Source organism: Bacillus sp. AR2-1 (genome assembly GCF_008368755.1).
In the GTDB taxonomy this organism is placed as follows: domain Bacteria; phylum Bacillota; class Bacilli; order Bacillales; family Bacillaceae_G; genus Bacillus_A; species Bacillus_A wiedmannii.
Genome location: NZ_QORY01000014.1, coordinates 64,917 through 88,636 on the forward strand (window position 1 = coordinate 64,917; position 23,720 = coordinate 88,636).

The following is a 23,720-nucleotide window of genomic DNA, read 5'->3' on the forward strand; positions in this document are numbered from 1 at the left end:
TCGTTTAAATTGAGACGAGGTTTCGCTCGATTAGTTTTTTTATGAACGGACTAATTTTTTCTGGTAACCCATTTAAGTCAAAAAATTGTACATGTAATGATTCTAATCCATCAGCTTTTAACGTACCACCTGTAATATCTTTGCAAAGATATGCGATTGTTATAGGGTAAAATTCATCTCCGTTCGGTAATTTTACAAAAAATTCTTTTCCGGAAAATACGCTTATTAACTGTAAAGAGCCTATTTCAATCCCTGTTTCTTCAAGCACTTCCCGTCTTCCGGCTTCTTCCGTTGATTCGCCAAGTTCAACGAATCCACCAGGGACAGCCCAAATACCACTTCGTCTCTGTTGTAGTAATATTTGTTCTTTTTCATTGAAGACAGCTACAGCAACGCCAGATAAATTGAGTGGTCTTGATCCAATAACTTCTCTTAGTTCTTCGATATAGCCCATTGTTAGTTAACCCCCGCGAGTCAAAATATTTACAAATGAACTATTTGGTATTGTGTTAATATTTTCCTTTTTTGAGATATGTAGCGCAGTCATAAAATAAAGTCGGGTATAAAAAAATTCTAATGTAATCTCCCTTTAGATAATGAAAAAGGGTATATTTATAGAAGAAAGTGTAACAAGTTTTAAGGAAATCAAAAGGTATGACAATAAATTAGTTTTTCATGAAATTTTCATTAGTTAAGGGTGTGGATGGATGAGTTTATTAACGTATACTGAAGAATTTTTTAATTATGTACGTGAGTTTTTACTTTTAAGATTTTTACTATTTGCATTAGTTTTAATCATTATCTCTTTTGTAATCAACCGTATTATTGATTGGTTTTTTAGGAAATCAAGCTTTTTTGATGAAGAGGTAGAGCAAACGATTCAAAGTGTGATTCGATCTATTTTTAGATATATCATTATCATCAGTCTAATCATATATTTAATTAGCCAATTTGTAGATATAAAAAGTATCATTGCAGGTGCAGGGATAGCGGGAGTTGTTATTGGTTTTGCTGCACAACAGATGTTAAAAGATGTTATATTAGGCTTTGCGAGATTAGCGGACAAAGAGTTTCGTGTTGGCGATTTTGTTACTTTTAACGGAACAAATTCAGGAACAATTGAGGAAATTAGTATTCGTTTTATGCAAATTCGTGAATGGTCAGGAAAACTTCTTACGATACCACACGGAGAGATTAGGACGATACAAAATTTTAATAAAGGATGGATGCGCGTAATTGAACGGATTACGGTAAGTTATCAGGAAGATCCTACAAGAGTTAAGGAATTGTTAGAAGAAGTTTGTGTTAATTGTAATGAAAGATTGGCTTCGAATCTTTATAAAGTAGAGGATGAAGCTGTTGAGCCGTTTAAATATGTTGGTGTCACAGATTTAAACCCGAACCTTAAATATGTTGGATATGAATTTTGTATTACAGGTTTAATAAAGCCAGAAGATTATTTTGAAACTTCTAGACAAGTAAGGTTTGAATTAATGTCTATGTTCCATAAGAATCAAGTGCAAATGCCAGCAGCAAATATGGTCGTTACTACTGAAAGTTTACAGCATAACCATGGTGGACAATCTTTATCGGACAGCTAAAATAGAATAGTTTGTTAACAAAAATCTAGCTTCCAACATTGGATAGAAAAATAATAAAATGATTAATTTAAAGAAAGAACTGAAGGAATTCAGTTCTTTCTTATTTGTAGAATTTAGAAATTTCTTAATGTTATAATGATAGATGGTGATGAAAATGAACTTTGAAGAAAAAGAGACGCATCGTTTAGAAGCATTAAAAGCAATTGCAGAATTATTAAATGAAGCAACAGACTTACAAGTCATGTTAGAAAAAGTGTTACATACATTGTTACAAGTTATGAATTTACAAACAGGGTGGATATTCTTTATCGATGAAAGTGGAAAGCACCGTATGCTTGTAGATGAAAACTTACCACCGGCTCTTACATGGAAAGAGAAGAAGCCGATGTGTGAAGGGGACTGCTGGTGTGTAGAGCGTTTTGTGAATGGCAGATTGGAAAAAGCGACAAATATTATTGAATGTAAGCGAATAGAGGATGCGATTGAGTGTAATTGGGGAGAGACAGAAGATGTTACGCATCATGCGACGATTCCACTTAGGTCTGGATCGGAGAAGTTTGGTCTATTAAATGTAGCCTCACCTCAAAAAACACACTTTTCAGAGGAAGAATTGGCATTATTAGAATCGATTGCATTTCAAATAGGAACGACAATACAACGTATTCAGTTGGTAGAGAAGGAACGTAAATACGTAGTGGTAGCTGAAAGAAATCGACTTGCACGTGATTTACATGATTCAGTAAAACAATTGTTATTTTCTATTATGCTAACAGCAAAAGGTACTTTAAATATGACGCAAGATAGAGACTTGCAAGAGATGTTGAGCTATATTGGAGAATTATCACAGGAAGCATTACAAGAAATGACACTTTTAATTTGGCAATTAAGACCGGAAGGATTAGAGAAAGGTTTAGCAGAAGCAATTAAAAATTACGGAAAGTTGTTAGGGATCCACGTGGAAGTTCGAATTGATGGTATGGTTTCAATTGGAGATGAAATAGAAGAAGTTTTATGGCGTATTAGTCAAGAAGCAATACATAATTGTAAAAAACATGCTTCATGTGAAAAGGTAAATGTTCTTTTAAAAATAGAAAATAACCAGTTGTATTTTTACATAGAGGATAACGGAATAGGATTTATACAAGATCACGTAAGAGAGTCAGCGCTCGGTTTAAAAAGTATGAAGGAACGTATTCAGTTAATGAGGGGATCATTTCAAATAAAAACTGAGCTGAAAAAGGGTACAAAAATTGAAATTCAATTGCCGGTTTAAAGGGGAGAAGAAGATTGAAGATTAAATTACTACTAGTTGAGGATCATCATATCGTTCGAAGAGGACTTGTATTCTTTTTAAAAACGAGAGAAGGATTTGAAATAGTTGGGGAAGCAGAAAATGGTGAAGAGGCATTAACATTCATTCAAACGGAAAGACCAGATGTAGTATTAATGGATCTATCAATGCCGAAGATGGATGGTATAGAAGCAACAAAACGGATAAAGCAATATGATAAAACAATAAAGATACTTATATTAAGCAGTTTTTCAGAGCAAGATTATGTTTTACCAGCACTGGAAGCTGGAGCAGATGGTTATCAATTAAAAGAAGTACAACCTGAGCAACTTGTTGCTTCTATCATTGCAGTACATGAAGGAAATGCGAATTTTCATCCGAAAGTAACACCAGCACTATTCGGACGATCAGCAGTTAAGAAAGAAAAAGAGAACCCTTTTTCCATGTTAACAAAAAGAGAGCAAGAAGTACTTCGTGAAATTGCGAAAGGGCGAAGTAATAAAGAAATTGCAGCAGAGCTTCATATTACAGAACAGACTGTGAAAACACACGTTTCAAATGTTTTAGCTAAATTGGAAGTAGATGATCGTACGCAAGCTGCATTATATGCGGTGAAGCACGGGGGAAATAATAAGTATGAATAATTATGTCCCATGTTACGACAGAATACATAGGAGTATTTAAAATTTATCCCGCTATTTGCGGGCTTATAATTAGTGGGAGATGTACAATACTCTCACTGATTAAAGTTTCAATTTATAGTAGTGCTAAATAAAGGTTTTTCTTCTTTCTATAATTAGGTACAATAAAACTACGATGGAAGGGGAAGATATGCTATGCCAGGTACAAGAAGTGGGATTGGAAAGATTCAGGCTTCGTTAAATGGTTTATCACCGAAATTGCGAAGTATTGCCGAACATATATTGAAACATCCACAAGATGTTGTACATAAATCTATTACAGAATTAGCTGAAGTTACGAATAGTTCTGAAGCTACGATATTCCGCTTATGTAAGCACCTCGGTTTTCAAGGGTTTCAAGATTTAAAGATTACATTAGCTCGTGAAATTGTACATACTCCTATGCAAAATATTCATGAAGAAGTATCGGCAGAAGATAGTATGGTAACTGTTGCTAAAAAAGTTTTTCATTCGCATATTACAGGACTGCAAGATACATTGCATTTGTTAAATGATACAGCGCTAGAGCAAGCCGTAAAGGTATTGCAAGATGCAAGTCGTATTGAGTTTTATGGAAATGGTGGTTCTGGTATTATAGCGATGGATGCATATCATAAATTTATGAGAACGGGTATTTCTTGTATTGCTCATACAGATTCACATTTTCAAATTATGGGTGCGGGTTTACTTACTAAAGAAGCAGTGGTAATTGCAATTTCTCATTCTGGTAGCAATAAAGGGTTACTGGAAGCGTTAGAAGTAGCAAAAGCAAGAGGAGCTCGCATTATTGCAATTACGAGCTATCAGAAATCAGCATTAAGTCAACTTGCTAATATTACATTATATACTTCAACACGTGAGACGGAATTCCGTACAGAAGCAAGTTCATCAAGATTAGCACAGTTAAGTTTGTTAGATACTTTATACGTTGGGTTATCGTTACAACGCCAAGAAGAGACATTGCAAAATTTACAAAGTATACGTGAAACAATTTCGATGAAACGAATATAAAAAGTCCTTCAGTTGAAGGGCTTTTTATATTGGTCAATAGTTTGATGATATATAATCTAGGTTTACTCGTTATAATCTTTTTTGAAAATATAATGATAATAATTTCCTATATTAAAAAATCTTTATTTATTACTTCGCATCTTGAATTCTAATAAACGATACATAGATGAAATCTCAGTTTTCCCTTCAAATATAGTAAGAAAACATTTGGTTAATAATTCAAATATTGTTCAATATTTAACAATAAGCTTTTAAAATTACATGTTATGATGAACGTGTAATGATGATTGAACATTTAAATTTGGTGCAATAATTGGCCGAAACAGTGCAGGTAGAAGTTGTGAGATGAACTCATTAAAATTCTAAAACACTAAAGGGGAGATCACATATGAAAGCAGTAGTAGTTAATAAAAATAGTAAAGCAAACATTGAAGTTATTGAAAAGGAATTACGTCCGTTACACTCAGGTGAAGCGCTAGTAGATGTAGAGTATTGTGGAGTTTGTCATACTGATTTACACGTTGCAAATCATGATTTTGGAAACACAGATGGCCGTATTCTTGGTCATGAGGGTGTAGGTATTGTTACGAAAATTGCTGATGATGTAACTTCACTAAAAATAGGTGACCGTGTAAGTATTGCATGGATGTTCCAATCTTGTGGACGTTGTGAATATTGCGTAACTGGTAGAGAAACATTTTGCCGTGAAGTTAAGAATGCTGGTTATTCAGTAGATGGTGGTATGGCAGAACAATGTATTGTTACAGCTGATTATGCTGTGAAAGTACCAGAAGGATTAGATCCTGCTCAAGCATCATCAATCACATGTGCGGGCGTAACTACATATAAAGCAATAAAAGTATCAGACATTAAACCTGGTCAACCTATCGTCATCTATGGGTGTGGTGGATTAGGTAACCTAGCTATCCAATATGCTAAAAACGTGTTTGGTGCAAAGGTAATTGCAGTAGATATTAATGACGATAAATTAGCATTAGCAAAAGAGGTTGGTGCGGATATGACTATCAATCCAATTTCTCAAGGTCCTGCTGATAAGATTGTTCAAGATGAGTTTGGTGGTGCTTATGCTGCTGTAGTAACAGCCGTTTCTAAAGTAGCGTTCAATTCAGCAGTTGATGCAGTACGTGCTTGTGGTAAAGTCGTTGCAGTAGGTTTACCAGTAGAAACGATGGATTTAAACATTCCGCGACTTGTACTAGATGGAATTGAAGTAGTTGGTTCTCTAGTCGGTACTCGTAAAGACTTAGAAGAGGCATTCATGTTCGGTGCAGAAGGAAAAGTAGTGCCGGTTGTTCAAACTTGTTCTCTAGATAAAGTACAAAATGTATTCGAAGAAATGGAACAAGGTAGAATTCAAGGACGTATGGTAATCGATTTTAAACAGCATAATTGTGATTGCAAATAATTCATTTTAAATATAAAAAGCATGAGTCTAGCTAAAGACATGTAAAAAAGTTAGACGGCAGAAAGAAGATGATCCCTGCATTCAACAGGAATCATCTTCTTTGCATTCCACTACTATCAATGTCGACTAACGAGAAAGGATTAAAGGTTCACTTTATCTACAAACGAAAAAGAATCTTTACTTTTAACAAATTTTTTATGATTTGGAACGGTTTGAATTGCTACAACTTGCGAATCTCTTGCTTTCAGTGCATCTTGAATCCCGATTGTCATAAGCTTTATAAATAGAATCGTAATAAAGAATGAAACGAGAGTATACAAAATAATCCACCATGAAATATTCATTTCATAACGATTTAATCCAATAAGGCCTGCCCAATCATTAGATAGAGAAACAGGTTTGAGTACTCCGTCATAGAGTTCACGCATTTGTATCCCGCCAATTACAATATCAAGCAACGCTAAATGGATAACGAGTATGAGTGCTTGGACGATATGTTCCATGAATAACACAAATAAGCGATCAAGTAATAAGACTCGTAAGTGTTTTTTGATAATATGAAAACGGCTAGCCCCTAGCAATTGGGAACTTAAAATGTAATCTTGTTTCATAAATTCCTCAACCTCTGAGGATATATATAAAGAAAGTGTAGGCAGAGCGACGAAAATAAGTACGAGTACTTGATAAAAAGCAAATGAAATATTTGGATCTAATCTATCAGCATTTGATACGATTACAATATTAACGGGCGTGATGAGTATAAATGCGATAAATAAAGTAGGAATGTAATAAAAAACTTCTGAGCATGACTGGAAAAATCTCTTGAATTTTGGAGCATATAAACTTAAGAGGATTCCTATACATGTTCCGAATAAAATTCGAAAGAAGCTAATTGCCACGGCTAATAAAATGGTAAATTTTGCTCCTTCTATAATTTGTAAGAAAACAGACTCTCCAAAACGATCAGATCCAAAAGGCGGTATTAACGATGGTGGAAAGGGGGCCTTTCCAAGTAATTCGTTATTGTCATTGTAAAGTAACTGAGGAGGTTTTGGGATGTTATCTTTAAAGAACCAACTATAAATAAAACTAGCTGAAACAAGTATGAATAAATAAGTAAAGCCGATTAAAAAGCGTTTTGATTTCCAAATAGATTTCATAAAGCTGCTCCTTTCAATTGCTTTTGCCATCTATTCATCATGAAAGAGGTTATTTGAAAAATGGCATAAAACGGTAAGATAATCATGACAAGTATAATAAATGCAGCGGGAGGTGAAATAAACGCCTTCTTAAATAAAAATTGAATAATACCTTGCATATTAAAAACAAATTCTAAAATGAATAAGTTAGAAAGTAAGAAAACAAAAATCGTTTTTAAATGGTAGAAGAAGTGGATAGATATATTTTTGAATAAATGAATGCGTAGTATATAACTTGATGAAAGACCTTTTCCATATGCAACCTCTACGTAATGTTTTCCATGTTCTTCTTGTATGTATAACACCATCATCCGAAACATTTGTAATGTAGGTAAGACCGCTAAAGATAAAATAGGGAGTAAATAAGCGCGATTTTCATTAAAAGAAATAATGGTGAAAGGAGCTTCCCCAAATTTCTTAAGTACCCAAATGAAAAATATTTGCAAACAAATCATCATCATCATATCAGGGACAGCTTCTAATATGAACACAATTCGGTTTATCCATTTTTTTATATAATCTTTTGCTAAAAAATAAAAAAATGCCATGCTAGATGAGATAAAGAGCGCAAGCAAAAAGGCCACAAATAATACAATAAATGAATATAGGTAAGGTTCTAAAACAGTTGGAAATAATGGTGTTGTTTTTAAATGACCAAACTTTGGGTCTGATCCTATAACCAACAATGATTCAGGTGAGAAAACCTGTTTTAACATAGTAACGATCTGGTTAAAAAAATAAATTGGTTGAAAGGTGAATCCTTGTTGAGTGATAAATAAATAAGGTAAATTTAATAATAGTAACAGTGATAAAAGAATTGATGAAAGCTTAATTGTGAATTGAGATATTTTATGTAACATTAAATCCCTCCGACATCTTTTTACAACATTATACAATAAAGTCTAAATTATTGTTTTATTTTTCTGAAAAATAAAAATACTATTAGATTTTATAGTATGGAACATATATTTACAAGTTAATAAAGTTATAGTAGGATCCGCGCTCTAAGTTTATTAAGGTAATAGGATGAGTGAACCAAAAACAATTAATAGAGCAAAATGTACAGAATTCTTATTTGGAGAGGTAGCGGCTATGTTACGCGACTTCAGCGCGATAAAGCTAAGCTGATGCAAAGTTAATTTTAGACGAGATGGTTTCTTCTTTTAGGCTACGTGTAGGAAATTTAAAAAACTCCTAGGGATCAATGAATTCCTAGGAGGGCACCTGTGGTTCAACAAAGAGATAATTCTAACAAGTTCTAGAATTATCTCTTTGTTGAAGTTTAATGTTTAAAACCCCATAAGATTCTTTACATGTTTAGCGTTCTGTTTAGATGTTAATTTTTCAAGTAATAAAAATGCAACATCAAAAGCTGTACCTGGATTTGAAGATGTAATAATATTTCCATCTTGAACAATTAAATCATTTTGTACTTTTGCACCGAAATTCTTTAACTGCTCTTTTCGTTTACTCGTTGGATGACTGTATGTGGTAGCTTTTTTATCTATAAGAATTCCACTTTTACCAAGCGCTAATGATGCAACACAAATACTTGCAATAGGCTTCTGTTTGACATGGAAATGTTGAATAACATGTAAGAATTCTTTACTGAATGCATCCCGATAAAAACCAGCTTCTTCAAACCCTCCTGGAATAGCTAGTGCATCAAACTCATCCAATTGAATATTATCAACCGTTTTTTCGGGTATGACAGTAAAATTCCAAGTACAGGTTAATTTATCCCGAAGACCAGCTGTTATGACCTCGGTCGATCCATCACCCTCCCACTTATTCCAGCCTAGTACGTCTGTAAATACACTAGCTTCTACTGCTTCAAATCCGTCAGCTAATAATAATAAAATCTTTTTCATATCGTAAATCGCCTCCTAATATCCTTATTTTATATAAATATAAAAAGCTGATGAATAAGTTAAATAAGGATATTCAATTGTTTGGCTTTATTATATAAAGAATTTAGGTTATTCTATTTTATAAAAAAAGGTTGGATAGTTTATGGATCAAATTGATAAAAAAATCGTGGGGTTATTACAGTCAAATGCAAAAATTTCAATGAAGGATTTAGCTGAAGCAGTTCACTTATCTTCTCCGTCAGTAACTGAGCGAGTAAGGAAGTTAGAGGAGCAACAGATTATTGAAGGTTACCATGCACGTGTTTCTCTAAAAAAAATTAATCGTCCAATTTCTGCACTTATATTGTTTAAATCAACGAATTGTAAATCATTATCTAACTTTTGCTATAATCATCCAGATGTAATTGAGTGTTACAGAGTAGCAGGGGAAATTAGCTATATTGTCAAATTAGCAACGTATTCTGTAGAAAGTTTAGAAAAATTTATTGATGATTCGATGCAATATGGTACGCCATCAACAAATATCGTGTTATCTTCTCATGAAAAAAAGATAATTGCTCCCTTTATTAGTGAAGAATAAAAATACTGGCCTAATCAATTAACTATTGCCTACTTAATAATCTTTTAAAAATATCCCTTATTTTTCGGACTTGTATAAAAAGAAGGGTCACTAATCATTTTTCTTAGCTTGATGGTTATGTAAAGTGACCCTTAAAAATGAATATTGCTTCTCAACTCTTTTTCATGCAAATGAGTAGAACGTAAGGAAGAACTATGTATGTGTTGTTAATGAAAGAAAAAGAGAGTGTGTTGCGAAATGTAACGAATATAACGCAACTTTACCGCGGGGAAAATCTAAATTTAGTATGTAAGTGAAATGGAATGAGGGGGATATATTTTTTGTTATGAAAAAAATTTTCTTTTTAAAACTTGATTAATGAAAAAATATTTTATATACTAATTCATGTAAACGGTTTACTAGATCGTATTTTGCTAGAAACGAAGGGAAGATTCGCATGGAAACAAGGGGGAGAGTAATCGGGATTGATATCGGTACCACAAGTACAAAAACGGTTGTATTTACAGAAAAAGGAAAAGTTGTTGCATCACATGCAGTTGATTATCCAATTATTCAACCGAATGTCGGATGGGCTGAGCAAGACCCTGATGTAATATGTGCTGCTGTATATAAAACTGTAAGCGTTGCCATCCGGAAGGGTAACGTGTTACCAGAGGGTATTTCTTCAATCGGTATTAGTACAGCAATGCACGCATTAATTGCAGTAGATAAAAACGGTGCACCATTAACGCGTTCTATCATTTGGGCAGATAATCGAAGTACGAAACAGTCAGAAAAATTATTACAACATATGAATGGTCATGAAATTTATAGACGAACGGGTACACCAATTCATCCGATGTCGCCACTTTCTAAATTATTGTGGATGAAAGAGGAAGAGCCAGAATTATATGCGAGCGCATATAAATTTATTTCCATTAAAGAGTATGTTATGTATCAATTGTTTTCATGTTACGTAGTGGATTATTCAATAGCATCAGCTACTGGGTTATTTAATTTAGAAACATTAAACTGGGATGAAGATGTTTTAACGTTGTTACATATGTCACCAGAACAATTATCAACACCAGTGCCAACTACATATATTTTGTCGGGTATGAAACCGGAATTAGCACAAAAGATGGGTATTCGTGAAGATACGCCAGTTGTTATTGGTGCAAGTGATGGTGTTCTTGCGAATGTGGGCGTTGGGGCAATATCGCCTGGCTCAGCTGCAATTACAATTGGTACAAGTGGTGCGGTTCGAACAATTTCATCAAGTGTTAATACAGATGAAAAAGGAAGAACGTTTTGTTATGCATTAACAGACGAGCACTGGGTGATCGGCGGACCAACGAATAACGGCGGAATATTACTGAGATGGTTACGTGATGAATTTGGTAGCCCAGAGCAAGAAGTAGCAAAAAAACTTGGCATTGATCCGTATGATTTATTAATTAAGTATGCGGAAAGTGTACCAGCTGGAGCGGGTGGATTGCTATTTTTACCGTTTTTATCTGGAGAGCGTGCACCGTACTGGAATGCAAATGCTCGTGGTACATTCTTTGGAATAAACCTTCAGCATAAACGAGAACATTTTATACGTGCAGTCATGGAAGGTGTTTGTATGAGCGTATATTCTGTTGCACTCGCAATCAGGGATTGTACAGGGCCACTTACTGAAATACGCGTTTCAGGAGGTTTTGCGAAATCTGCATTTTGGAGACAAATGTTATCCGATATGATGGGAAAAGAATTGCTTGTTCCTGAAAGTCATGAAGCATCTGCGCTTGGGGCAGCGGCAGTTGCTTTATATGCTGTAGGAAAAATTGATTCTCTTGAAGAGGTAAAGGATTGGATTGATATTGTTCATCATCATGTACCGAATAAAGAAAATACGGCTATATATTTAGAAATGTTTTATATGTATGAACGACTTTACAATCGCTTGAAAGAAGAATTTGATTGTATAGCTGCTTTCCAACGTAAACAATAGGGGGATTGGGAGAAATGGTAGTTGGAATCGTACTAGCGGCAGTTGTCATACTACTTTTACTTATTACAGTAGTAAAATGGCATCCGTTTGTCGCGTTAATTTTAACAGCAATTGGTGTAGGACTAGCAATGGGAATGCCATTGATTGGAACTTCACCAAAAGATCCAGGGATTATCGATTCTATTAAACTAGGGCTTGGTAATACGTTAGGGTTTTTAGCGATAGTATTAGCATTAGGAACGATGCTTGGAAAAATGATGGCCGAATCTGGCGGTGCTGAACGAATTGCTAACACATTAATTGATCGTTTTGGGAAGAAACGTGTTCACTGGGCAATGATGTTCGTTGCATTTTTAGTAGGGATTCCAGTGTTTTTCCAAGTTGGATTTGTACTGTTAATTCCATTAGTATTTACAATTGCGTTAGAAACAGGGGTATCACTTATTACAATTGGTATACCACTAGTAGCAGGTTTATCTGTTGTACACGGACTCGTTCCGCCACATCCAGCAGCGATGGCAGCAGTAGGTATTTTTAAAGCAGATGTAGGGAAGACAATTTTATATGCTTTAATCGTCGGACTTCCAACTGCAATCATTTCAGGTCCGCTTTACGGGAAATGGATTGGTGCTCGTATACATAAAGAAGTACCATTAGATATAGCGGAGCAATTTATTGAAAGAGATAAGAAGAAGGAGCTTCCTAGTTTCGGAAATACATTGTTTACAATTTTACTTCCAGTATTTCTAATGCTAGGTGCATCAATTGCGGAAGTAGCACTAAACAAAACAAGTCAACTTGCACAAGTATTGCACTTTATTGGAGATCCAATCGTCGCGTTATTAATTGCAACGATATACTCTTTCTTTAGTCTTGGTTATGCAAAAGGTTTCTCAAAGGATAAAGTATTACAATTTACAAACGATTGCCTTGGGCCTATTGCGAACATACTGTTAGTTATCGGTGCAGGCGGCGCATTTAATAAAGTATTATTAGATTCTGGAATTGGAACGACAATCGCAGAAATGGCGAAAGAATCTCATATTTCACCGATATTATTAGGCTGGGGAATTGCGGCACTTATCCGAATCGCAACTGGATCGGCAACGGTTTCTATGATGACAGCAGCTGGTATTGTTGCGCCGATTGCAGCAAGTACACCAGGTGTAAATGTTGAACTACTAGCACTTGCAACAGGTGCAGGGTCATTAATTTTATCACATGTAAATGATTCTGGATTTTGGATGATTAAAGAATATTTCGGAATGACTGTGAAAGAAACATTATTAACATGGACTGCAATGGAGACGATATTATCTGTTGTAGCACTTGGACTCATTTCGTTATTAAATATATTTGTATAGAATGGGAGATTGATTAATATGAAACTAGGTTTAATTGGATTAGGAAAAATGGGATTCCCATTAGCAGAACATTTATATGAAGACAAGCATGAAGTAGTGGTATATGACGTTAATAAAGAGCTTGTTGAAAAGGCAGGGGCAATAGGGATTACCGCTCGTCATACATTAAAAGAAATGATTGCTGAACTAGAAGCTCCTCGTAAAATTTGGGTAATGGTACCTGCGGGAGAAGTTGTTGAATCGGTACTAAAAGATGTATATCCATTATTAGAGGAAGGCGATATCGTTATTGAAGGCGGGAATTCATTCTATAAAGATACGTTACGCCGTGCTGAAGAAGCGAAAAGTTTTGGTTTACATTACGTAGATATCGGTACATCAGGCGGTGTAGAAGGAGCTAGATACGGTGCTTGCTTAATGGTTGGTGGAGAAAAAGAAATTTATGATCAATTAGAACCTTTATTTAAAGATTTAGCAGTAGAGAATGGGTATTCTTATGCAGGCCGCGTCGGAAGTGGTCATTTCTTAAAAATGGTTCATAACGGTATTGAATACGGAATGATGCAAGCAATCGCTGAAGGCTTTGAAGTGTTAGATAAAAGTGATTTTGATTTCAATTATGAAGATGTTGCTAAAGTATGGGCAAACGGATCAGTTATCCGCGGTTGGTTAATGGACTTAACTGAAAAGGCATTTGCAGATGATCCTAAACTTGATGGCATTAAAGGTGTGATGAACTCTTCAGGAGAAGGGAAATGGACTGTGGAAACGGCACTTGAACTTCAAGCGGCAGCACCGGTAATCGCAATGTCATTATTTATGCGCTACCGTTCTCAAGAAGATGATACATTCCACGGAAAAGTAGTTTCAGCTCTTCGTAATCAGTTCGGTGGACATGAAGTTGTGAAAAAATAAGGTTGTTTTTAAAAAGAAACTTGTGCATAGGCGCAAGTTTCTTTTTTTATAGTGTAAGAAATCTCTAATTTAAAAATATCAATCAATCATTGTTTATTTGTACTGATTGTATCAAATATATAGTGAAGCATGAAAGATGTCCCAACATAAAAATAAGAATAAATAAAATGAAATTTTCATAAATAGTAAAAGGATGATTATGTCATCAGTGTAGCTATGAAGTGGTGTTACATATGAAAAGAGCGTGTTAATAAAATATGAGGTGGTTAAATGGGAAATGAGCAAGTGAAGAATGCAGGGGAAGAAAAAAAGTTATGTCTTTGTATGATTGTTAAAAACGAGTCTAGAATTATGGAAAGATGTTTAAATGCTACAAAATCAATTGTAGATTTTGTTTCTATTTGTGATACGGGATCAACTGATAATACACCTGAAATTATTGAAAATTGGTGTGAAGAAAATGAAATCCCTGGAACAGTTCATCATGAACCATTTCAAAATTTTGGCTATAACAGAAGTTTAGCAGTTTCATTAGCACAAAAAACATATCCAGAAGCAGATTATTTATTAATATTAGATGCAGATATGATATTAGAAGTTGATCCCGAGTTTGATAAGACTAGTTTAACGGAAGACCACTATCTTACAATGCAATATGATATTCATATTAAGTATTGGCTTACACGCCTTTTGAAAGCTTCTTTACCATGGAAATCTGTCGGTGTTACTCATGAGTATTGGGATATAGATCGTTCCAAAGTTGGTGCGAATTACAATACGAGGGTAGCTAGGTTAGAGACGCTTGTCGTTAACGATCCTGGGGATGGTGGTAGTAAAGCTGATAAATTTGAGAGAGATGAGCGGTTGTTGTTACAAGGATTGAGTGATCCAGAAACAACGCCAGATTTGCATATAAGATATTTATTTTACTTAGCCCAAACTTATTTTCATTTAAGTCAATTTGAAGATTCGATTAAATGGTACAAAAAAAGAGTGGAAGCAGGTGGATGGGTTGAAGAGGTGTTCTATTCGTTATTGCGAATAGGATTTTGTTATGAACAATTAGCAAACCGTTCAGCAAATAAACAATATGAGGTAACAGAAGTGGATGAAAAAGAAAATGCTAAGGCGCAAGAAGAGCAATATACAGCATTAGCTATTCTTTATTTTCAAAAAGCGTGGGAATATAGACCAACTCGGGCTGAGCCATTATACCAACTTGCAAGAATGTATCGATTAAAATCTCAAAATAATATTGCTTTGATGTATGCGTTGCAAGGGAAGGAAATTCCTTTTCCGAAAAATGATCTGCTATTTGTAGATTATCATGTGTATGATTACTTATTTGACTATGAGATTTCTATAAGTGCTTTTTATATACCGCATAAAAAACATTTAGGTGCAGTATCACAAAAATATTTGGAATCGAGAAAAGAAGAGCTACCGTTGCATATAGCAAATATGGTAGAAAGTAATGCGAAATTTTATTAAATACATTGTCGGTTAAAGGAGTAGTGGAGTAATCATGGAATTAATACGATGGGCGCTAGAACTAGGGGAATCCGTGCATGGAAATACGTATGAAGAATTGATGCCACTACTAGATTATTATTATGATCGTGATCATTTAAAAGCGTATTGTATCGCAAATCTCCTTATAGACATGGACGTAGCAGAAGAGCATCGGCAAAAAATCGAATTAAGAAGGTGCATTGCTGCTTATTATGCTGGAATGTATAAAGTAGCAAAAAAACATGCAAGTGAGCTTTTAATTAGATATCCGGATGTGGATTTATATAAAAATAATTTAAGACTAATGGAAGCTTATTTGAATAAAGAATATGATTATTGTCTTTTTATATGCCCAAAGACGTATGGTAGTTTTATAGATGTTGCGCGAGCTTTGAAATGGCGATTGGAGCAGGAGGGAAATACAGCAATTATTTCAGAAACAATACTAGAAAATGTGAAAAATACAATTGTTTTTGGAGCGCATACGTATGCGCATAATCCGAATCTACTACCAAAAAATGCAATTGTTTATAATTTAGAACAGCTATATGAAGGAAGTCCTTATGCGCATCCTCTTTATTTAATGTTATTAAAAGATAAGGAAATTTGGGATTATAGTAAACAAAATATAGAATGGTTAAAACAAAAAGGAGTAGGAAAAGAAATAAAACATGTGGAAATGAACTATGCCCCAACTCTAGAAATAAAAAAAGATGCATTTGATGAAGAGTTAACTGAAGACATTGATATACTGTTTATAGGTGCTCTTAACCCAAGGCGACAAGCTATTTTAGATCAATTAAAAGTAGTTGCCCCGAATTTAAATATTGTTTTTAAAAATAATGCGTGGGGAATTGTTAGAAATGAGTTGATTGCTAGGTCTAAAATTATATTAAATATTCATTTTTACTTATCGGGTATTCTTGAAACTCCTCGAGTTTCTTATGCAGTGGCAAATAAGAAATTTATTATCTCTGAAAATAGTAATCCCGAGGACGAGATAGAGTGGCCAGGAATAGTGTTTACTCCGTATGAAAAAATAATAGAAAACGTTATGAAATATATAGAATTACCAGAAGAACGTATTAAATTAGCAGAAGAAGCGTATAACCATTTTGAAGCAAAAAGAAGCATAGACATACTGAGCGATAAAGCGGAAGAAAAGTAATTGTGAAGAACTCCTACTTTCGTATGAGTTCTTTTTTTCGTCTATCATACTATTTTATCAAGCTAGTTCCCTCTTTATATTGTGCTTTGTATAGAAATTTCTGATAATATATAAGTATAACTGAAAAACAAAGGAGAGAAATAATTATGAAACTAGTCGTTATTAACGGTACGCCAAGAAAATTCGGTAGAACTCGTGTGGTGGCAAAATATATTGCTGATCAATTTGAAGGGGAGTTATACGATTTATCAGTAGAGGAACTGCCTTTATATAACGGGGAAGAATCACAACGTGAATTAGAAGCGGTAAAAAAATTAAAGGCATTAGTGAAAACTGCAGACGGTGTAGTACTATGTACACCTGAATATCATAATGCAATGAGTGGAGCGTTGAAAAATTCGTTAGATTACTTAAGCAGTAGTGAATTTGTTCATAAACCTGTCGCATTACTTGCAGTTGCTGGAGGCGGTAAAGGTGGCATTAACGCATTAAACAATATGCGTATTGTTGCTAGAGGGGTGTACGCAAATGCAATCCCAAAACAAGTTGTGCTTGATGGACTTCATGTACAAGACGGTGAACTGGGAGAAGATGCAAAACCGTTAATTCATGATCTAGTTAAAGAATTAAAAGCATATATGAGCGTATATAAAGAGGTGAAAAAACAACTAGGAGTTGAGTGATATGCCATCTCTGTATAAAGATTCACGCTTGTATTTCATTCTAGGGGCCAATAGTCTATCAGCTATTGGTTCCGGCATTGTTATGATAACGATTCCGTGGTTGTTAATTAAAGAGAATGGAGGAGAGACAACGTTTGGTTATGTATCCATCATCGCAACTCTTATTATGTTTTTATTAACACCGTTTATCGGGCAGAGTATTGATCGTTTTTCAAGAAAATCTTTATTATTATGTAATGAAGGTATTGGGATAGTCGTTATTGGAATGATGGCTATATGGGGATTTACTGGGCAACCTTATCATTCTATTCACTATATTCTAATATATATAGCAGGGTCATTTTACTATTTATTATTTTATCCTACAATATTTGCGTTTAACCAAGAGATATTTCAAGCAGAACATTATAAAAATTTAAGTGGAACAATGGAAATACAAGGACAGTTAACTCAAGTTATTTCAGGAGCGGCTGCTAGCTTCCTTATTGAAATCATTTCTTTAAAATGGATCTTGTTAGTAGATATGTTAACTTTTGCAGGAGCATTTTTCCTTTTCTTATGTATACCGTATGTAAAGAAAAAGGAAGTAAAAAGAAAAGTAACATTTAAGAAGCAATTGTTCGAAGGGATTCACTTTATGCAAAAGCGTCCGAAGTTCTTTTGGTTTTTACTGGCGACTTATATGCCGTTTATCGGTGTCATGATGGCAAATTATTTAATCCCAGTATATATCTCAGATCTATTAAAAGCCAGTGCCTCTGTATACGCAATAGAAGGTATGATGTACGGTGTCGGAGCGGTTCTTGCGGGAATAAGTATTCCAATTATGATGAAATATGTAAAGACAGAAGTTTCAATCGTCATGACGATGTTCATATATGTAATTTCAATTACCGTAATGATTATTGAACCTTCCGTAATGTTGTTATATGGACTTGCAATTTTTCATGCAATTGGAAATGCGGGTACAAGAGTGGCAAGAAATGTATTGATGATGGAGGAAATTCCAAATGAAGTAATGGGACGTGTAGACAGCTTATTTCGATTAATTGGTACAGGAATACGAATTGTATTATTAATGCTGTTTACAGCTGGTGTATCTAAAGTAGGTGTCATGGTACCGTTTTATTTACTAAGTTTCATATTGATCCTTTCGTTAGGAATTGCTATAAACTATGTAATCTCAAAACGTAAATTCGAAGCGAGTGTTTCTAATAAATCGATCGTTTAAAAAATACTTCTGCCTTCCTTTCTTTTTCTATATAATAAAAAGAAAGGGTAATTAACTGTTACGATTTATTTAACCAATTATAACGAAAGTTAATTAAACATATCAGTAAGCCCTGCTAGTCAAGTGATTGGCTAGTAGTGAGGGTTAACTGCGGGCAATCCCTAAAGCTGATTGAACTACAACGTGGCTAGAAATAGCGAGCGTGAATGTCGCGAAAGCAGAAAAAATCAATCAGATCGTGCAAGGTTAAATCCTAAACACTAGAACAATGGGTCTTCCGCCTCGAATCATCTAAGTCAAAATGGATAAGATGAACGTTCAACGACTATCTCGTATAACTGACGAGAGTACACTACAAGCCTATGGTGGTGGAAAAATCCTCTATCTCTAAGTAGATAAACATATAGTCTGCGCTCATGTGAAAGCATGAGAAGTTCATAAGAGAACTGGCTAAGGAATTGCGCCCTTAGTTGAACGAGATAAATTTAATTAAATCTATCAAGTCTCATTGAATCTACCGAATCTATGCATTATGGTAAATTCAATGAGGTGAGAATAATAATGGAGTTTTTACGAGTTAGTCAAGTATCGGAATTAACAGGTTTGTATCCTAGTAGTCTTAGGAGAATGCTGATGGAACATGCTACTATTCAGAAGAATCAATCTTTTATTATCTGAAAGGTGAGTGCTCGAATAATCGTACAGTAAAGGAGTAGGCTTCTGATGATATTGGCGAAGAAAGTTAGACTGATTCCAACGCCTGAACAAGAAAAAGTGCTTAGAAACCATGCTGGTGCTGCAAGATTCGCCTATAACTATTGTAAAAGAATGAGTGATAGATATTATAAGCTATTTGGAAAATCTGTTTCACAGTTAGCTTTACAGAAACGATTTACAAAGATCAAGAAGCGAAAGAGATATGAGTGGTTAAATGACATCAACGCACAAGTTCCTAAACAGGCTTCAAAAGATTTTGATAAGGCGAGGAAAAATTCGTTCGAAAAGTACAAAAATGGTTCTCACACTTCTTATAAATCCAAAAAAGATTTAATCCAAGGATTTTATGCCAATTATGAAAGACTGATTATAGGAAAGAAAGTAGTTCATATTCAGTCTATTGGAGAAGTGAAAACAAGCCAACAACTACCAAGAAACAAAAAGCCATCAAATCCAAGAGTTACATTTGACGGTCGTCACTGGTGGATTAGTGTAGGGCTCCAAGAAAACTTTGAATCACAAGAACTAACCAATGAGTCGATTGGTGTGGATGTTGGTTTAAAAGAGCTGTTTGTAGCTTCTAATGGTACGAAAGAACGAAATATAAACAAAGATGCCAAGGTTAAAAAACTTTTGAAAAGGAAAAAGTTAGCACAAAGAGATATGTCTAGGAGATTTAAAAAAGGTGTAAAAATTCAATCTGCCGGATATGAAAAAGCTAAAACTGAGCACCTGCGGTTATCTAGGAAAATTACGAATATCCGAATTAACCATATCCATCAAGCAACAGCTAAATTGGTGAAAACCAAACCAATGAGGATCGTTGTGGAAGACTTACCTATCTCAAACCTGTTAAAAAACAAAAAACTATCGAAAGCATTTTCATTTCAAAAATTACACTTCTTCTTTCAATGTTTATCATACAAGTGCGAGAAGTATGGTATTGAGTATGTAAAAGCTGATAAATGGTTCGCCTCAAGCAAGATTTGCTCATGTTGCGGAGTAAAATACGACCATTCAGTTCAACCAGAAGGACAGTGGAGTTTAAAAATACGTGAGTGGTGTTGTGTTGGGTGCAATAGCCACCACGATAGAGATTTTAATGCTTCGATAAATTTATCAAGATGGGTAAAATAAATGCTTGATAATAGGAGGTAACGATACTGCCTCGTGTGGAGTGTTATACCCCTCGTCCCTTCGGGGTTGCGAGAACACGATGAAGCACTAACTCGTGTAAATTTGATTGAATTGTATAGATTTAGTTAAGTTTATCGTATCGGAGTGCAAACTTATTTATGAACAAATGGATCTTGCTTATAATCTTATTATTTCCACCACTGTACATTCTTTATATGACGTTTCGAATGAAGAAAGTTGCTCGTGAAAAATTGAGTAATCACTCTCCGTACGTTCTTATTTTAGGTGCAAAGTTATTTGGAGATAGACCGTCTTTATCTCTTCAAAACCGTTTGGATGTAGCGTTAGAATATTTACATTCCCATCCTGAAGCGAAAGTAATTGTTTCAGGTGGTCAAGGGGAAGATGAAGATATACCGGAAGCTCATAGTATGAGAAACTATTTAATGGTACATGGTATAGATGAGAGTCGTATTTTAATAGAAGATCAATCTACAAATACGTATGAGAATTTAAAGTTTAGTATGGATTTATATGATGTGAAACATGCGGTAGTTGTAAGTAATGCGTATCATTTGTATAGGACCAAAATAATTGCAAAGCGTTTAGGCATGAAGATGGAGGCACTAGCTGCTGAAACACCAATGCGCTCTAAGAAAAAAATGTATGTACGTGAATATGCTGCAATAATGAAAACGATATTGTTCGACCGTTAGAGCTCAAATTTGAGCTCTTTTTTAATTATAAAGCGTATCATTTGAAATGAATGCCGTATTCCATCAAAATAAAGGAAACAACATTAAAGGAGTTGTATTTGTGATTCAATTTAATCATGTGTCAAAAGCGTATGAAGATGGCATGAAAGCAGTGGATTCATTGCATTTAGAAATTAAAAAGGGAGAATTTTTTGTTCTCATTGGTCCGAGTGGTTGCGGGAAAACGACGACAATGAAAATGATTAACCGTTTAATTGAAACGACTGAAGGATCTATTTTAATCGATGGAAAAGATATTCAACAATATAATATTAATGAATTGCGTTGGAATATAGGATACGTATTGCAGCAAATCGCTTTGTTTCCGCATATGACAATTGCAGAAAATATTGCAGTTGTTCCTGAAATGAGAAAATGGAGCAAAGAAAAAATAAAAGCTCGTGTCGATGAGTTGCTACAGATGGTCGGGCTAGACCCAGACGTATATCGCGATCGTATGCCTGATGAATTGTCAGGAGGGCAAAAGCAGCGCGTTGGTGTCGTAAGAGCATTAGCCGCAAACCCGAAAATCGTTCTTATGGATGAACCGTTTAGTGCGTTAGATCCATTAAGTAGGGAACAGCTTCAGAAGGATATCGTACAATTGCAAAAGAAGATTCAAAAAACAATTGTATTCGTAACACATGATATGCAAGAAGCATTATCACTTGGAGATCGTATTTGTATTATGAAAGAAGGAAAAGTAGTTCAATTAGATACACCAGAAGGTATTATACATAATCCGAAAAATGAGTTTGTAGAAGAGTTCATTGGAAATCGTGGACAACCTTGGTATGAGGGGAAAAGTATAGAAGATATATTGCCACTTGATGAAAGTATACGGGTAGAAGGGGATGCATTATCATTGCATTCTTCTTTACAAGAAGCATTAGTTCGTGTACGAGCTGACGAAGTCGTTCCAGTTGAAGAAAATGGTCAATATGTTGGAGCTTTAACAAGTCGTCATATTGTTAATTACATTGTTGAACAAATGAAGGAAAGAGGCTAAACAGTGACTGATTTTATACAAACGTTCCAAGAGCGAAAAATAGAATTACTAACTGCATTAAGTGAGCATTTACAAATATCGCTTATTTCACTATTTTTTGCAGTAATTATTGCGGTGCCACTTGGCATTTTATTAACGAGAAAACAACGAATGGCTGAATTTATAATAGGAACTTCTGCGGTTATGCAGACAGTGCCATCACTTGCATTACTCGGACTTTTAATTCCGTTAGTAGGAATTGGAAAACTCCCAGCCATTATTGCATTAGTTGTGTATGCACTATTACCTATTTTACGAAACACATATACAGGAATAAGGGAGTTAGATGAATCTTTAATCGAAGCAGCGAGAGCTATGGGGATGAATAGCTGGAGAAGACTGTGGAAGGTAGAGCTTCCTCTTGCATTACCAATTATTATGGCCGGTATTCGTACGGCGATGGTATTAATTGTTGGAACAGCTACATTAGCAGCTCTTATAGGTGCTGGTGGGCTCGGAAAACTCATATTACTTGGTATCGATCGAAATGATCATGCGCTTATCATTTTAGGGGCCGTACCAGCCGCGTTACTCGCTTTATTCTTTGATGTAGTACTTCGAGTGCTTGAGAGTCCAAAACGCTCTTCTAAGCGTATTATATTGACGATATGTATTACTTGTATAATGATTGCTTCTCCCTTTCTTTGGAACACACAAAAGAAAGATATTGTTATTGCCGGAAAACTTGGATCAGAACCTGAAATTTTAATTCAAATGTATAAGCAGCTTATTGAACAGGATACCGATTTACACGTAGAATTAAAACCAGGTCTTGGAAAAACAGCATTTGTATTTGAAGCATTGAAATCAGGAGAAGTAGATATATACCCTGAGTTTTCGGGAACAGCTTTATCTACTTTTGTGAAAGAAGAGCCAAAAAGCACAAATCGGGATGAAGTATATGAGCAGGCTCGCATTGGAATGGAAAAGAAATATAATATGGTTATGTTGAAGCCGATGGAGTATAACAATACATATGCACTAGCTATGCCGAAAAAAATAGCAGATCAAAATAATATAAATACAATTTCTGATTTAGGAAAAATGGCACAGGATGCTAAAGTAGGATTCACATTAGAATTTGCTGATCGTGAAGACGGTTATAAAGGAATGCAAAAATTATATAACTATAAGTTTTTAAATGTGAAAACGATGGAACCGAAACTACGTTATAGCGCAATTCAATCAGGGGATGTTAACGTAATCGATGCATATTCAACTGATAGTGAACTTGAGCAGTATGGACTGAAAGTGCTAAAAGATGATAAAGGGTTATTCCCACCGTACCAAGGTGCACCTTTATTAAGAAAAGAGACGTTACAGAAATATCCTGAACTTGAAAAAGTATTAAATACATTATCTGGGAAGATTACAGATGAAGAAATGCGAAAAATGAATTATGAAGTAAATGTGAATGGAAAAAGTAGTGAAGAAGTTGCGAAACAATTTTTACAAAAAGAGAATTTACTTCGTTAATTTTACAAGAAATATACAAATTTATATGTATGAAATGACCGTTCATTACAAAATGAACGGTTTTTTTGTGCATACTTATA

Annotated in this window: 21 protein-coding genes; 17 read left to right on the top strand and 4 right to left on the bottom strand. The window is 34.7% G+C overall.

The annotated features are described in order from the left end of the window. Nucleotides 1-4: 4 nt before the first annotated feature. A complete protein-coding gene (locus tag DT250_RS16345; RefSeq protein WP_088609139.1) occupies nt 5-454 on the bottom strand; it encodes an NUDIX hydrolase in 450 nt (149 codons plus the stop codon). Nucleotides 455-707: 253 nt separating this feature from the next. Here DT250_RS16345 and DT250_RS16350 point away from each other — a divergent pair, with 253 nt between their 5' ends. The 5 genes from DT250_RS16350 to adhP all read left to right on the top strand — a co-directional run bounded on the left by DT250_RS16350 (nt 708) and on the right by adhP (nt 6,009). After that, nucleotides 708-1,601, top strand: a complete 894-nt coding sequence (locus DT250_RS16350; protein ID WP_098230742.1) for a mechanosensitive ion channel family protein — start codon at nt 708-710, stop codon at nt 1,599-1,601. A gap of 154 nt (nt 1,602-1,755) precedes the next feature. Further along, entirely contained in the window at nt 1,756-2,874 is a 1,119-nt protein-coding gene (locus tag DT250_RS16355; protein WP_098649410.1) for a GAF domain-containing sensor histidine kinase, read from the top strand. 14 nt (nt 2,875-2,888) lie between these two features. After that, complete coding sequence (locus tag DT250_RS16360; protein ID WP_097890788.1) at nt 2,889-3,536, top strand: response regulator; 648 nt, start codon at nt 2,889-2,891, stop codon at nt 3,534-3,536. A 192-nt stretch (nt 3,537-3,728) separates the two neighbouring features. Further along, complete coding sequence (locus DT250_RS16365; RefSeq protein ID WP_088063262.1) at nt 3,729-4,583, top strand: MurR/RpiR family transcriptional regulator; 855 nt, start codon at nt 3,729-3,731, stop codon at nt 4,581-4,583. Between the two features lie 388 nt (nt 4,584-4,971). After that, entirely contained in the window at nt 4,972-6,009 is a 1,038-nt protein-coding gene (adhP, locus tag DT250_RS16370; protein WP_000649118.1) for an alcohol dehydrogenase AdhP, read from the top strand. A gap of 140 nt (nt 6,010-6,149) precedes the next feature. Here adhP and DT250_RS16375 read toward each other — a convergent pair whose 3' ends face one another. From DT250_RS16375 to DT250_RS16385, 3 genes are all read right to left on the bottom strand, one after another. Continuing rightward, nucleotides 6,150-7,169, bottom strand: coding sequence for an ABC transporter permease (locus DT250_RS16375; RefSeq protein ID WP_141540979.1), 1,020 nt, complete (start codon nt 7,167-7,169; stop codon nt 6,150-6,152). Beyond that, nucleotides 7,166-8,068, bottom strand: a complete 903-nt coding sequence (locus DT250_RS16380; protein WP_098088179.1) for an ABC transporter permease subunit — start codon at nt 8,066-8,068, stop codon at nt 7,166-7,168. The genes DT250_RS16375 and DT250_RS16380 overlap by 4 nt, the downstream gene beginning before the upstream one ends. 429 nt (nt 8,069-8,497) lie before the next feature. Then, nucleotides 8,498-9,079 carry a DJ-1/PfpI family protein gene (locus tag DT250_RS16385; RefSeq protein WP_088080590.1) on the bottom strand — a complete coding sequence of 194 codons (582 nt, stop codon included), beginning with the start codon at nt 9,077-9,079 and terminating at the stop codon, nt 8,498-8,500. A 142-nt stretch (nt 9,080-9,221) separates the two neighbouring features. On the opposite strand from DT250_RS16385, the gene DT250_RS16390 reads away from it, so the two are divergent. The 12 genes from DT250_RS16390 to DT250_RS16445 all read left to right on the top strand — a co-directional run bounded on the left by DT250_RS16390 (nt 9,222) and on the right by DT250_RS16445 (nt 23,640). Next, entirely contained in the window at nt 9,222-9,659 is a 438-nt protein-coding gene (locus DT250_RS16390; RefSeq protein ID WP_060488643.1) for an Lrp/AsnC family transcriptional regulator, read from the top strand. A gap of 436 nt (nt 9,660-10,095) precedes the next feature. Next, the gene (gene gntK, locus DT250_RS16395) at nt 10,096-11,634 is read left to right on the top strand and encodes a gluconokinase (RefSeq protein WP_149213347.1); all 1,539 of its coding nucleotides are present in this window, start codon (nt 10,096-10,098) and stop codon (nt 11,632-11,634) included. A 14-nt stretch (nt 11,635-11,648) separates the two neighbouring features. Then, nucleotides 11,649-12,998, top strand: coding sequence for a GntP family permease (locus tag DT250_RS16400; protein WP_048528855.1), 1,350 nt, complete (start codon nt 11,649-11,651; stop codon nt 12,996-12,998). 18 nt (nt 12,999-13,016) lie between these two features. After that, a complete protein-coding gene (gene gnd / locus DT250_RS16405; protein WP_088092666.1) occupies nt 13,017-13,913 on the top strand; it encodes a phosphogluconate dehydrogenase (NAD(+)-dependent, decarboxylating) in 897 nt (298 codons plus the stop codon). A 270-nt stretch (nt 13,914-14,183) separates the two neighbouring features. Beyond that, nucleotides 14,184-15,404 (top strand): tetratricopeptide repeat-containing glycosyltransferase, encoded by a 1,221-nt coding sequence (locus DT250_RS16410; RefSeq protein WP_087982498.1) that lies wholly within the window; start codon nt 14,184-14,186, stop codon nt 15,402-15,404. Between the two features lie 34 nt (nt 15,405-15,438). Beyond that, nucleotides 15,439-16,593: a CgeB family protein gene (locus tag DT250_RS16415; protein WP_149213348.1), complete on the top strand. Its 1,155-nt coding sequence runs from the start codon at nt 15,439-15,441 to the stop codon at nt 16,591-16,593. A gap of 146 nt (nt 16,594-16,739) precedes the next feature. Next, nucleotides 16,740-17,276: an NADPH-dependent FMN reductase gene (locus DT250_RS16420; RefSeq protein ID WP_046955699.1), complete on the top strand. Its 537-nt coding sequence runs from the start codon at nt 16,740-16,742 to the stop codon at nt 17,274-17,276. A gap of 1 nt (nt 17,277) precedes the next feature. Next, complete coding sequence (locus tag DT250_RS16425; RefSeq protein WP_088609149.1) at nt 17,278-18,507, top strand: MFS transporter; 1,230 nt, start codon at nt 17,278-17,280, stop codon at nt 18,505-18,507. 723 nt (nt 18,508-19,230) lie between these two features. Further along, on the top strand, nt 19,231-20,361 hold the full coding sequence (locus DT250_RS16430) for an RNA-guided endonuclease InsQ/TnpB family protein (RefSeq protein ID WP_149213349.1): 1,131 nt from the start codon (nt 19,231-19,233) through the stop codon (nt 20,359-20,361). 158 nt (nt 20,362-20,519) lie between these two features. Further along, a complete protein-coding gene (locus tag DT250_RS16435; protein ID WP_149213350.1) occupies nt 20,520-21,077 on the top strand; it encodes a YdcF family protein in 558 nt (185 codons plus the stop codon). Between the two features lie 100 nt (nt 21,078-21,177). Further along, entirely contained in the window at nt 21,178-22,125 is a 948-nt protein-coding gene (locus DT250_RS16440) for an ABC transporter ATP-binding protein (protein ID WP_106383195.1), read from the top strand. Nucleotides 22,126-22,128: 3 nt separating this feature from the next. After that, nucleotides 22,129-23,640 (top strand): ABC transporter permease/substrate-binding protein, encoded by a 1,512-nt coding sequence (locus DT250_RS16445; RefSeq protein ID WP_000129146.1) that lies wholly within the window; start codon nt 22,129-22,131, stop codon nt 23,638-23,640. The last annotated feature ends 80 nt before the right edge of the window (nt 23,641-23,720 follow it).